General features: G+C 58.4%; 12 protein-coding genes and 2 pseudogenes. 1 reads left to right on the top strand and 13 read right to left on the bottom strand.

What is annotated here, in order from left to right:
- Window positions 1-184: 184 nt before the first annotated feature.
- The 10 genes and pseudogenes from N2A98_RS16570 to N2A98_RS16525 form a co-directional block, all read right to left on the bottom strand.
- Window positions 185-439: pseudogene (locus N2A98_RS16570) on the bottom strand (Lrp/AsnC ligand binding domain-containing protein); the annotation flags it as partial.
- A gap of 70 nt (window positions 440-509) precedes the next feature.
- Window positions 510-1,481: a hypothetical protein gene (locus tag N2A98_RS16565; protein ID WP_275622344.1), complete on the bottom strand. Its 972-nt coding sequence runs from the start codon at window positions 1,479-1,481 to the stop codon at window positions 510-512.
- Between the two features lie 154 nt (window positions 1,482-1,635).
- A complete protein-coding gene (locus tag N2A98_RS16560) occupies window positions 1,636-2,544 on the bottom strand; it encodes a DUF4145 domain-containing protein (RefSeq protein WP_138183555.1) in 909 nt (302 codons plus the stop codon).
- 198 nt (window positions 2,545-2,742) lie between these two features.
- Window positions 2,743-3,240: an Lrp/AsnC family transcriptional regulator gene (locus N2A98_RS16555; RefSeq protein ID WP_275622343.1), complete on the bottom strand. Its 498-nt coding sequence runs from the start codon at window positions 3,238-3,240 to the stop codon at window positions 2,743-2,745.
- 4 nt (window positions 3,241-3,244) lie between these two features.
- Entirely contained in the window at window positions 3,245-4,075 is an 831-nt protein-coding gene (locus tag N2A98_RS16550) for an ATP-binding cassette domain-containing protein (RefSeq protein ID WP_275622342.1), read from the bottom strand.
- A 3-nt stretch (window positions 4,076-4,078) separates the two neighbouring features.
- Window positions 4,079-4,792, bottom strand: coding sequence for an ABC transporter permease (locus tag N2A98_RS16545; RefSeq protein WP_044272478.1), 714 nt, complete (start codon window positions 4,790-4,792; stop codon window positions 4,079-4,081).
- A complete protein-coding gene (locus N2A98_RS16540) occupies window positions 4,789-5,490 on the bottom strand; it encodes an ABC transporter permease (RefSeq protein ID WP_275622341.1) in 702 nt (233 codons plus the stop codon). The genes N2A98_RS16545 and N2A98_RS16540 overlap by 4 nt, the downstream gene beginning before the upstream one ends.
- 138 nt (window positions 5,491-5,628) lie before the next feature.
- Window positions 5,629-6,408 (bottom strand): ABC transporter substrate-binding protein, encoded by a 780-nt coding sequence (locus tag N2A98_RS16535; RefSeq protein ID WP_032896457.1) that lies wholly within the window; start codon window positions 6,406-6,408, stop codon window positions 5,629-5,631.
- A gap of 227 nt (window positions 6,409-6,635) precedes the next feature.
- Window positions 6,636-7,682, bottom strand: coding sequence for an ornithine cyclodeaminase (locus tag N2A98_RS16530; protein ID WP_044272485.1), 1,047 nt, complete (start codon window positions 7,680-7,682; stop codon window positions 6,636-6,638).
- Between the two features lie 11 nt (window positions 7,683-7,693).
- Window positions 7,694-8,620 (bottom strand): arginine deiminase-related protein, encoded by a 927-nt coding sequence (locus N2A98_RS16525; protein ID WP_044272489.1) that lies wholly within the window; start codon window positions 8,618-8,620, stop codon window positions 7,694-7,696.
- Between the two features lie 184 nt (window positions 8,621-8,804).
- On the opposite strand from N2A98_RS16525, the gene N2A98_RS16520 reads away from it, so the two are divergent.
- On the top strand, window positions 8,805-9,698 hold the full coding sequence (locus N2A98_RS16520) for a GNAT family acetyltransferase (RefSeq protein WP_275622340.1): 894 nt from the start codon (window positions 8,805-8,807) through the stop codon (window positions 9,696-9,698).
- Window positions 9,699-9,810: 112 nt separating this feature from the next.
- Here the strand turns inward: N2A98_RS16520 and N2A98_RS16515 are convergent, their stop codons facing one another.
- From N2A98_RS16515 to lpdA, 3 genes and pseudogenes are all read right to left on the bottom strand, one after another.
- Window positions 9,811-10,830, bottom strand: a complete 1,020-nt coding sequence (locus tag N2A98_RS16515) for a branched-chain amino acid aminotransferase (RefSeq protein ID WP_044272491.1) — start codon at window positions 10,828-10,830, stop codon at window positions 9,811-9,813.
- 81 nt (window positions 10,831-10,911) lie between these two features.
- Window positions 10,912-10,998 (bottom strand): annotated as a pseudogene (locus N2A98_RS16510) (outer membrane lipoprotein carrier protein LolA); the annotation flags it as partial.
- A gap of 25 nt (window positions 10,999-11,023) precedes the next feature.
- The gene (gene lpdA / locus N2A98_RS16505; RefSeq protein ID WP_044272494.1) at window positions 11,024-12,403 is read right to left on the bottom strand and encodes a dihydrolipoyl dehydrogenase; all 1,380 of its coding nucleotides are present in this window, start codon (window positions 12,401-12,403) and stop codon (window positions 11,024-11,026) included.
- Window positions 12,404-12,406 lie beyond the last annotated feature (3 nt).

The following is a 12,406-nucleotide window of genomic DNA, read 5'->3' as shown; positions in this document are numbered from 1 at the left end:
AAATCTCTGTCGAATTCCGGCCAGCGTGGTTTAACGGGGCGCCTAAGATCAAAAGCAGATCAAGATCAAGAGCGGCTCGCTTCGCATCGTGGTTAGCGTCTGCTGCTACCAGCTACAGCCCAGAAAATTGAGTAGATTCCTATGCCTATCGCAGGCAAGCCAGCTCCCACACAAACCAGCTGGATCAGGCCAGTTCGGTCGCGGTGTTCTTGACCACCCCCAACTCCGGATGCGCCACCAACTTATCAATGTGCAACTCATCATTGTTCAACCAGGTCTCGGTCAGCACCCGGTAATGTTCCATATCCCGGCAGCGCATGCGCAGGCTGTAGTCGAACGGCCCGCTGATCAACTGGCATTCGAACACCTGCGGGCAGGCTTTGACGCAGGCTTCGAAGGCCTTTTGCGCCGAGCGCCCGCTTTGGTTGGACAAGGCCACCTCCCCACCCCAGGCAGGGCTTAGGGGGGAGGGGCACCAAAAGGCGAGGGAATTGCTAACGGGGACAGATTTATTTGTTTAAGGCATCTTCAAAAAAAGACGATATGCTTTTCATGGATTTACGGGTTACATCTACTATTGATGCCATGGAAGTTCCACCTTTGTTTTGCGACTCCAGTACACCTAATACAATGATGTAGGCTACTATAAGTGCGTAATATGCGTGGGCATAGGTTTTTATCGACGCCTTGCTACTTCTAAATGGCGAAAATGCTTCCCCGTGAAAACGTTCGTGTCTGTATGTGGAGAGCAATATTTCCAGTAATGATGTCAGTTTTTCTTTTGGTAAAAGTAGGTTGGCTGGATTTGACAAATTTAAGGTTGAAGATGCGTCTTCGGGGTTTTTCGGGATTTTCTTTAATGGTGCAGATTGTCGAAAGAAAAGACACATTAGCCGGCCTGCGTTTCTCCTGTCCTCATAGTTTAGGCTTAAGAATAATTCCGGGGTGTCGGGGGCTGTAATTAGGAACTTTTTGCAAAAATCTTTATATCGCTGTTTTCCTAAACTGCGCTCTGCGCGCTTCTTCATGTGCTCGCTGTGTGGAGGATTGCTCTCTATTTGACAGTCCAATATGCGAGATGCCGCATAGTCAGCAGTTTGTTGCGGTATATGCTCTGATAGAAGCTCTGTAATGACAGTCCACTCAGTAGGATGAACGCTGAAAAAATGGTCTGCCATAGCTTGCATGCGTGAGCGGCTTGGTTTTTCAAAAATGTTTAAGTTTTGATCGATGACTTTGTAAAGGCTATCGAACGCCGCATCTGGACGTTGAGGCAGACAGTCTAAGCAGTCTAATATATGGCCTACTGCGGCATTAAAAGGTTCGTCTTTGTCATCTGGTTTGAGTTTGGCTGTAACAAATATTTGCTGAATATTATGTGTTGCCATCTTCTGTATTAAATCGCGCTCACAAGGGAATAATTCTACGGCAGGCCAGTTGTTATGGTTTGAAACGCGAATGGTGCTAGTGCTATCAGACATGGAATGAGATCCTCCGTGATTTATATGGAAATGTAGCGTGTTCGGTCCGTGTTTTGTAGTGTGCTTTTATCAGTGATAACTGTATTGTTTGTTTTGGTAGTCGGGTGATCGTCAAGCGTTAATGTTTTTTGTTTTTAGATAGTTGTTTTTTTAATTAGAAAGGGATGTCGTCGTCTTGCACGAAATAATCCAATTCGACTTCATATAGCTGAAGTTCGCGCTCTTCCCCAGTCTGGGAGGGAGGTGCTTTTAAGAACGTAATCTTGCCTTCCTCTATATCCAATATGAGTTGAGTCTCAAATGTATCTAAGCTTGCCGCTATGAGTCGGCGGCGTTTCCCTAAGAGTCCTAGAAGGTTGATTGACGTGCCTGATTTATGTTGTGATGCGCAACTCTCCAGCAATCTTATGAAGTCTGCGTAATTTTCTGCTACGGTCTCTAGTCCGGCTGCACGACTTTCTAAAATGAAAACAGTGTTCAAAAGATGTTCAACGATCTCCAGTGCGATTCGAATATCTAATGGTTTTGGTTGTTTTATTTCATGCGCAGCATCATTTCCTAAAAAGCGGATGGCGTGTAATCGTTTTTTATCGCCATTGGAAACATGGCCGGCTTTGAAAAGCTGGTCAATTCTTCGTTGTAGATTTGTGCCTGAGATATCAAGGTGATTACAAACTGCTTCAATGCAGGCCCTTAATCCAATGCTGCCCAATACGTTGTTATATTGGCTCAGTGCTTTCACGCTTTGTAGGTATATTGTGCTGATTAGCGGCGGGAGAAGGTGTGTGTGCGTTAATCCATGGTGATTTTTTACCACGCTGGGATAAACATCGAAAGATACCGCGTGATGGAGGCCGTTTTCATCTTCTTCTATTTCATCAAAGTCTTCATGTTTCATTTGAAAGGAGTAGGTATGACATCCTTGGCAGCGAATAATGCGCCAGCTATCTAACTCGTTAGCCCACCACTCTTCAACTCTGTTTGTCACTTCTGCGGAAATTTCATGCCGAGTGGAGCGGGCGCAAGAACGACAATCACTTTTCACAATCTCAAGGGCCGTCAAAGTAGAACCTCATATCCCGGGAGCTATACTTTATTCGAGTAATGGCCGTACGCTACTACCTGCGGTGCGGCTTGTCCAGCGCCAACTGACACAATGGTCCTAGATCGATAACAGGACTTTTGTTGCGTAGTTTTAGGAGCGCTGCATGCCATGGCGATGCCCCAAAGCAACTTTTGATTACTACGGGAAAGGAGTGGCTCAGGCCAAGTCAGTAGCGGTGTTTTTGACTACCGCGAGTTCCGGATGCGCCACCAACTTATCAATGTGCAACTCATCATTGTTCAACCAGGTCTCGGTCAGCACCCGATAATGCTCCATGTCGCGGCACCGCATGCGCAGGCTGTAGTCGAACGGCCCGCTGATCAACTGGCATTCGAACACCTGCGGGCAGGCTTTCACGCAGACTTCGAAAGCCTTTTGCGCCGAGCGCCCGCTTTGGTTGGACAAGGCCACCAGCACCAGCAGCGACAGCCCCGGTGAGACCATCTGCACATCGATGATCGCCCCATACCCACGGATCACCCCGCGGCGCTCCAATTTGCGCACCCGCTCCAGGCAGGGCCTGGGGGTGAGGTGCACCAGTGACGAGAGCTTTTCGTAGGTGATACGCCCCTGATGCCTGAGTACGTCGATGATCGCTTCGTCGATGCGATCCAGCGTAGGGGAAGAATGGGGTCCGTTGGCCTTGGTATCCATGAGTTCACTTCAAACGGTTGGAAAGAAATTGCTGCAAGCGTTCGCTGGTGGGATGGTCGAGGATCTCGGCGCCGCCGTGTTCCTCGACTCGGCCCTGGTGCAGGAACAGCACTTGGCTGGACACCTGGCGGGCAAAGCCCATTTCGTGGGTGACCATCAGCATGGTACGACCTTCCTCGGCCAACGTCTGTATGACTTTTAGCACTTCTCCTACAAGCTCCGGGTCCAGGGCCGAGGTGGGTTCATCGAACAGGATAATCTCCGGTTCCATCGCCAGCGCCCGCGCAATGGCCACGCGCTGCTGCTGGCCACCGGACAGGAACGCCGGGTATTGGTCCGCCACGCGGCTGGGCAGGCCGACCTTGTCGAGGTACAGCCGCGCACGTTTCTCGGCTTCGGCAGCGCTCACGTTCAGCACCCGGCGCGGGACCATGGTGATGTTTTCCAGCACGGTCATATGGCTCCACAGGTTGAAGTGCTGGAACACCATGGCCAGGCGCGTGCGCAGGTTTTGCAGTTGCGCCTGGTGCGGCGCGCGGGTGCCGGCGCGGCCTGGTTGCATTTCGATGCTGATGCCGTCCAGGGTAATCACCCCGGCGTCAGGCTGTTCCAGAAAGTTGATGCACCGCAGCATCGTGCTTTTGCCCGAGCCGCTGGCGCCGATCAGGCTGATCACATCGCCCTGGCGGGCATTGAGGGACACGCCCTTGAGCACTTCGTGTTCGCCGTAGCGTTTATGGATACCTTCGACTTGCAGCTTGATGGCCGCCGTGGCGGTTTTGCCGACGGGTACATCCAGCGGATAAGCGGCCAGGGCCTGCGCGGACTGATTCATGGGTTAGCCTCGGGTAGGAACAAGAAAACGCATCCAGCGACGTTCGGCCAGCCTGAACAGGCCCACCAGTGCAAAGGACAGCAGCATGTAGAGCAGGGCGGCGATGCCGAACGCCTGGAAGGTCAGGAACGTCTCGGCATTCGCATCGCGGGCGACCTTGAGGATGTCGGCGACGGTGGCGGTGAACGCCAGCGACGTGGCGTGCAGCATCAGGATCATTTCATTGCTGTAGGCCGGCAGGGCGCGACGCAAGGCGGCGGGCACGATCACAAACAGGTTCAGCCGCCAGCCGTGCAAGCCATAGGCGCGTGCCGCTTCGAGCTCGCCATGGGGGATGTTGCGGATCGCCCCGGCGAAGATTTCCACGGTATAGGCGCAGGTGTTGAGCACAAACGCCAACAGCGTGCAGTTCAGCGCATTGCGGAAAAACTGGTTGAGCAAGGCGTTGTCTTGCACCACTTCCAGGCTGTATAGCCCGGTGTAGCAAATCAGCAGTTGGATATACAGCGGCGTGCCACGGAACAGGTAGGTGTAGACCTCCACCGGCCAGCGCAGCCAGAAGTGCTCTGAGACGCGTGCCAGCGCCAGGGGGATCGACAGGCCAAAGCCCAGCACCACCGAGATAATGAACAGCCACAAGGTCATGGCAACACCGGACACGCCGCTGCCATCGCTGAACAGGTAGGCCAGGCCGTATTGCTGGAACAGTTCGATCATCGCGCCATCCCCTTGATGCCCAGGTTATAGCGCCGTTCCAGGCGCTTGAAGATGCGGTTGGAGAGGGTGGTAATCATCAGGTACACCAGGCCGGCGAGGATCAGGAAGTACAGCGGCTCGCTGGTGGATTTGCCGGCGTTCTGCGCGGCCTTGACCAGGTCTGACAGGCCGATGATCGACACCAGCGCCGTGGACTTGAGCAGCACCAGCCAGTTATTGCCCAGGCCCGGCAGGGCAAAGCGCATCAGTTGCGGGAACAGCACCAGGTGAAAGCGCTGCCAGCGGCTCAGGCCGTAGGCGGTGGCGGCTTCCAGTTGGCCCGCCGGCACACTGAGGATCGCGCCTCGGAAGTTCTCGGTGAAATATGCGCCGTAGATAAAGCCCAGGGTGATCACCCCGGCGGTAAACGGGTCGATTTCAACGTAGTCCCAGCCGAACGCTTCGGTCAGGTCGTTGAGCCACAGTTGCAGGCTGTAGAAGATCAGCAGGATCAGCACCAGGTCCGGCACGCTGCGGATCAACGTGGTGTAGAGCGTGGCCGGCACGCGCAGCCATCTGGCGCTGGAGAGTTTGGCGCCCGCGGCGACCAGGCCCAGGGTAAGGCTCAGGGCCAGGGCGAGGAACGCCAGCTTGAGCGTCATCCAGGCACCCTGGGCCAGCATGGGGCCGTAGCCTTGCAGGTTGAGGAGGTCGTTCATAGGGAGGATCTCGAAGGAGCGCACGTATTTATTGTGGGAGCTGGCTTGCCTGCGATAGCGGTGGTGCAGTCACGGCCTGGGCGCCTGAACCACCGCTATCGCGGGCAAGCCCGCTCCCACATGGGCACGGGTTGCCGGTTACTCGTTGTAGATGTCCTGATCGCCAAAGTATTTCTTCTGGATCTGGGCGTAGGTGCCATCGGCCTGGACGGCGGCGATGCCCTTGTTGATCAGCTCACGCAATGCCTGGTCGTTCTTGCGCAGGCCCATGGCAATGTCCAGGGGCAGGGTCGGGTCCTTGAAGGCCGGGCCGGTCTTGAAGTCGGCGCCTTCGGGCTTGGACAGGAAGTTGAGCTGGGCTTCGAGCTTGTCCGTCAGGGTGGCGTCGAGGCGGCCATTTTGCAGGTCGGCGTAGTTCTGTTCCTGGGACTGGTACGCCTTGATCTGTGCACCGAGCTTGGCCAGGTGCGCGCGGGCATAGGCTTCCTGCAACGAGCCTTGCAGCACGCCAACTTGCTTGCCGTTGAGCGACTCGGGGGTATCACCGAAGGTGGCGTTTTTGCGGGTGATCACCGAGGTGGGGCTGAGGAACAGGCGGTCGGTGAAATCGATGACTTTCTCGCGGGCCGGGGTTACGGCCATGGAAGACATGATCGCGTCGAACTTGCGCGCACGCAGGGCCGGGATCATGCCGTCGAATTCGTTGTGCACCCAGGTGCATTTCACTTCGAGCTTGGCGCAGATGGCGTTGCCCAATTCGATATCGAAGCCTTGCAAGCTGCCATCGGCGGCGACGGATTCGAAGGGCGGGTATTCGGGGAACACGCCAAACCGGATTTCTTTCCAGTCTTGGGCGTGGGCAGCAGTGGCGCACAGTGGCAACAGCAACGCAGCGAAGAGTGATCGCAGAGGAGTCATGTGTCGGTCCCTATATTTTGTAATTGATGTCAGGGGCAGTGAATAACTGGGAGCAGAGAATGCTTCATGATGGTGCGTTTTTTGTGTCGTTTACCCCCTGTGCAAAGCGCAAATTGCGCTGTTAAAACAAGCAATGCAGCGGAATCGGCTGCGGCACCGGCAAAATCGGCTTTCAACCTGTGTAAATCTGGCCTGCCTTGGGCGCAAAGCGGCAGGCCAGAGCGGTCTCAGGCGCGCTTTTTATGCTGTGCCAAAGGTTGCTGGGCCAGGCGTGCAAACAGGTCTTTCGGGTCGGCCAGGTCTGGCACCAGCTCCAGCTCACTGCCCACTTCCAACGCCTTGGCCACGTCCAGTACATAGCGCAGGGCCGAGTAGTCTTCGATGGCGAAACCCACCGAGTCGAACAGGGTGATTTGGCGGTCATTCTCGCGGCCGGGCTGTTGGCCATTGATCACTTGCCACAGCTCGGTGACCGGCGAATCTTCCGGCATGTGCTGGATTTCGCCTTCGATGCGGCTTTGCGGTTCGTACTCGACGATCACCCGGGCGCGCTCGACGATGCGTCGATCCAGCTCGGTCTTGCCCGGGCAGTCACCGCCCACGGCATTGAGGTGCATGCCCGGCTCGATCATCTCGTCAGTCAGGATGGTGGCGTAGGCTTTGTCGGCCGTAACGGTGGTGACAATGTCCGCGCCTTTGACCGCCTCGGCGACGCTGGCGGCCAGGATCACCTTGATGGCCGGGAACGCCTTGAGGTTGGCGGCGAGCTTGGCGGTGGCCTGGGGGTCGATGTCGAACAGGCGGATTTCAGTAATGCCGAGCATGGCGTGGAAGGCCAGGGCCTGGAACTCGCTCTGGCAGCCGTTACCGATCAGCGCCATGCTGCGGCTGTTGGCGCGGGCCAGGTAGCGGGCGACCAGGGCCGAGGTGGCAGCGGTGCGGATCGCGGTGGTGAGGGTCATTTCCGCCAGCAGCACCGGTTTGCCGGTGTCGACGTCGCCCAAGGCACCGAACGCCATCACGGTGAGCATGCCGGCCAGGGTGTTTTTCGGGTGGCCGTTGACGTATTTGAAGGCGTACAGCGAGGCGTCGGATACCGGCATCAACTCGATCACGCCATCCGGTGAGTGGTTGGCCAGGCGCGCGCATTTTTCGAACTCCTGCCAGCGCAGGTAGTCGGCGCGAATGTAGTCGGCCATCTCGGTGATGCAGGTTTGCAGGCCTTTTTGCGAAACCAGGTAGCTGAGGTCGTTGACGTCGATATAACGGGTCATGGCAAGACTCCTTATTGAAATGAGGGACGGGCCGGCAGATGCACTTCGGCCAGCATGCAGCGGGCACTGCCGCCGCCGATGCGTTCGATGTTGTCAATGTTCACCACCACCGGCCGCGTATGGCGCTCCACGTGCTGGCGCTGCGCCGGATGCAGGGCGCCCCAGGCACTGGCGGACATCACCAGCAACGGCTGGCCGTCCCGGTCGTGGACTTCCAGCATGTTGCCGGCGAAGGCTTCCAACTGGTCAAAATCCAGGCTGAGGATGTCCTTGCCGGTGTCGCGCAGGGAGCGCTCCAGGGCCAGGCGCTCGCTGTCGTCGGGCAGGGCTTGCAGGCACACCACCGCGAGGTCGCGGCCAACGCTCATCATCACGTTGCTGTGATAGATGGGGGCCTGGTGGCGGTCCAGGGCGTGGAACACGCAGAGTTGGTAATCGAGGCGTTCGGCAAACTGGCGCAACGCCGCGTGGTGGGTGCGCCCCGAATGGCAGGCGTAGCTGATGCGGTGCTGGCGGTCGAGCACCATGCTGCCGGTGCCTTCCAGGAAGATGTTCTGTTGTTCCAAGTGGCTGAGGTCGATGGTGGTGTGGATCGCAAAGCGTTGCTCCAGGACTTGCAGCACGCCCTTGTTGCGCTCCAGTCGGCGGTTCTGGCCTTCCATGGGGTAGAGCACCAGGCTGCCGTCGGCATGGCTGCTCCACCAGTTGTTGGGGAAGATCGAGTCGGGCGTGTGGGGCGCCGGCGTGTCCTGCACCACCAGCACCTCCACACCCTGCTGGCGCAGGGTGTCGACATAACCGTCGAACTCCTCCAGCGCTTTGTGCTGTGCACTGAGCGGGTCCAGCGGCGGGCGTTGGAAGCGGTTGTTGATCGCGGTATCCGGGTTGAAGGCAAAGCGCGCCGGGCGGATCATCAGGACGGTGTTGGTGGTTTGCATGGGGGCACGGGTCCGTTGGGGATCTTGTGCCGCTATTTTGTGCGTTGTGGGGAAAGGATCCCGGCTGAAACAGCGGGGTGGCTCAGCCAAGAAAGCTGAAAACGGGAGTGGCGCAGCCGAATCGGCTGCCGGATTGAAATGTGGACCAATGTGGCTGTTATAGCGCTGTCAGCCAGGAGGAACCATGTCTACCGCTGTTCGCCTTGCCCAACCCTCAGATGCCGAGGGCATCAGTGAAGTCATCCTGGCTGCGCTGCACAGCAGCAACGCACGTGATTACCCCGCAGATGTGATTGCGCGGGTTGCCAGCAACTTCACCCCCGACGCGGTGCTGGCGTTGCTCCAGCGGCGGGTGGTGCTTGTGGCAACGACGGATCAACTGATCGTCGCTACGGCGGCGCTTGATGGCAATGTGGTGCGCTCGGTGTTCGTCAACCCGGCGCTGCAAGGGCAGGGCATCGGCCGGTTATTGATGATCGAGATCGAACTGCGCGCCCGTGAAGCCGGCGTGACGGTCTTGAGCGTGCCGTCCTCGCTGACGGCGCAAGCCTTCTACGCCAAGCTGGGCTTTCACAACGTGCGTGACGTGTACCACGGCAACGAGCGCACATTGGTGATGGAAAAGGCGCTGTTGTCCCGCCACCCCATCGGGCCGTATCGCGACCGTGAGCATCGTGCCCAGGTGATTGAGTTATGGCAGCAGGCGTTTGGCTATGAAACGGCCCATAACCTGCCGAGCCTGGCGATTGATAAGAAACTGGCGGTCAATGACGGGTTGTTCTTTGTTGCCGCCGACAACAAAGCTGTGATCGGTACCATCCTCGCCGGCTATGACGGGCATCGTGGCTGGTTGTATTCGGTGGCGGTACATGCCGACTATCGGCGCCATGGCCTGGGATCGTCGCTGGTGCGCTATGCCGAACAGGCATTGACGGCGCTGGGTTGCATGAAGATCAACCTGCAGATCACCGGCGGCAATGACGCGGTGGTGGGGTTTTATGAGGCGCTGGGGTATGGGGTGGAGCCGAGGATCAGTATGGGCAAGAAGATTGGCGAGAATATCCCAGCTCAACCCTGAAAATGCCTGAGATCCAATGTGGGAGCGGGCTTGCTCGCGAATGCGGTTTATCAGCACTGAGTCCAGTGACTGACACTCCGCATTCGCGAGCAAGCCCGCTCCCACATGGCTGTTAGACCTTGACGATCCAACCCGCTGGCGCTTCCACGTCACCGGTCTGCACACCGGTCAGCTCTTTGTAGAGCTTCTGGGTGATCGGGCCCACTTCGGTCTCGCTGTGGAACACATGCAGCTTGCCGTTGTACTGGATGCCGCCGATCGGCGAGATCACCGCAGCGGTACCACAGGCGCCGGCTTCCTTGAATTGGTCCAGCTTGTCGATGAACACTTCGCCCTCGACCACTTCCAGGCCCAGGCGGGTCTGGGCCAGTTCGATCAGCGACAGGCGGGTGATGCCTGGCAATACCGAAGGCGAACTCGGCGTGATGAACTTGTTGTCGTGGGTGATCCCGAAGAAGTTGGCCGAGCCGACTTCTTCGATTTTCGAATGGGTCATCGGGTCCAGGTAGATCGCGTCGGCGAAGCCGAATTTCTTCGCTTCCGAACCGGGCATCAGGCTGGCGGCGTAGTTGCCACCGACCTTGGCGGCACCGGTGCCTTGCGGTGCGGCGCGGTCGTAGCCGGAAATCTGGAAGTTGTGCGGCACCAGGCCGCCCTTGAAGTAGGCACCGACCGGGATGCAGAACACCGAGAAGATGAACTCCGGCGCGCTACGCACGCCGATGTTGTCACCGGTGCCGATCACGAACGGGCGCAGATACAGCGCGCCGCCACTGCCGTACGGCGGGATGAAGCGCTCGTTGGCCTTGACCACTTGCTTGCACGCGTCGATGAACGCGTCGGTCGGCACTTGTGGCATCAGCAGGCGGCCACAGCTGCGCTGCATGCGGGCGGCGTTCTGGTCAGGGCGGAACAGGTTGATCGAACCGTCCTTGCAACGGTAGGCCTTCAGGCCCTCGAAGCATTGCTGGCCATAATGCAGGGCAGTGGAGCCCTCGCTGATGTGCAGCACATTGTCGTCGGTCAGGGTGCCTGCTTGCCATTCGCCGTTTTTCCAGACCTGGAGAAACCGCTTGTCGGTCTTGATGTAGTCAAAACCCAGCTTGTCCCAATTGATGCTCTCGTTACCCATGACACCCTCTATCTCTGGTCAAGTCGGATTTTTTTCTGGATGGGCGAACAATACTGCATTCACAGGGCTGTTCGCATCCCCTGTAGGAGCGAGCTTGCTCGCGAAGAACGCAAGGACGCCGCGTTTGACCGGGTGGCCCGCGTTATCGTTGGCGATTTTCGCGAGCAAGCTCGCTCCTACAGGGATTGTGTTTTTACAGGTGCAACGCGTGGCCCAACGCCCGCAACGCCGCTTCCTGCACCGCTTCACCCAGGGTCGGGTGGGCGTGGATGGTGCCGGCCACGTCTTCCAGGCGTGCGCCCATTTCCAGGCTCAGGCCGAACGCGGTCGACAGCTCGGATACCCCAGCCCCCACGGCTTGCCAGCCAACAATCAGGTGATTGTCACGCCGCGCCACCACCCGCACGAAGCCGGCTTTGGACTCCAGCGTCATGGCCCGGCCATTGGCGGCGAACGGGAAGCTCGACACGATGCAGTCCAGGCCGGCCGCCTTGGCCTCGTCCGGGGTCTGGCCGACTACCACCAGTTCCGGGTCGGTAAAGCACACCGCGGGTATCGCCGCCGGGTTGAATTCGCGGGCTTTGCCGCTGATCAGTTCGGCAACCATTTCGCCCTGGGCCATGGCCCGGTGCGCCAGCATCGGCTCGCCACTGAGGTCGCCAATGGCATACACGTTGCGCATGCTGGTCTGGCAGCGGCTGTCGATCTTGATCGCCGCGCCGTTCATGTCCAGGTTCAGCGCTTCGAGGTTCCAGCCTTGGGTGTTGGGTTTGCGCCCCACGGCTACCAACACCTGATCGGTGTCCAGCGCCAGGGTGTCGCCGTTGGGCGCACGCACTTGCAGTTTGCCGTCGGTAAAACCGGTGACGCTGTGCTCCAGGTACAGCTTCACGCCGAGTTTCTTCAGGGATTCAGCCACCGGCAGGGTCAGTTCGGCGTCGTAGGCCGGCAGGATGTGCGCTTGGGCCTCGACCACACTGACCTCGGCACCGAGCTTGCGGTAGGCGATACCCAGCTCCAGGCCGATATAGCCACCGCCCACCACGATCAGGCGCTTGGGCACGCGGGTCGGTGCCAGGGCTTCGGTGGAGGAGATGATCGGCCCGCCAATCGGCAGCATCGGCAGGTTGACGCTCTTCGAGCCGGTGGCCAGCAGCAGGTGTTCGCACTGGATGCGCTGCTCGCCCACCTCGACGGTCTTGCCGTCGATAACCTTGGCCCAGCCATGGATCACCTGCACCTTGTGTTTTTTCAGCAGTGCGGCGACGCCGGTGGTCAGGCGGTCGACGATGCCGTCTTTCCATTCCACGCTCTTGCGGATGTCCAGGGTCGGCACATCCACTTCAATGCCCAGCTGCGAGCCCTGGCTATGGTGCACGGTTTGCTGGAATTGTTCGGCCACATGGATCAGCGCCTTGGAGGGAATGCAGCCGATGTTCAGGCAGGTGCCGCCCAGTGCCTGGCCTTCTACCAGGATGGTCGGGATGCCCAGTTGGCCTGCGCGAATCGCCGCCACATAACCGCCAGGGCCGCCGCCGATAATCAGCAGCGTAGTGTGCAATGTCTGAGTCATGCC

This window comes from Pseudomonas sp. FJ2-5-13 (genome assembly GCF_029201605.1).
GTDB lineage: Bacteria > Pseudomonadota > Gammaproteobacteria > Pseudomonadales > Pseudomonadaceae > Aquipseudomonas > Aquipseudomonas lactis.
Note: the sequence above shows the minus strand (reverse complement) of the source record. Positions and strands in the feature narration are given on the sequence as shown.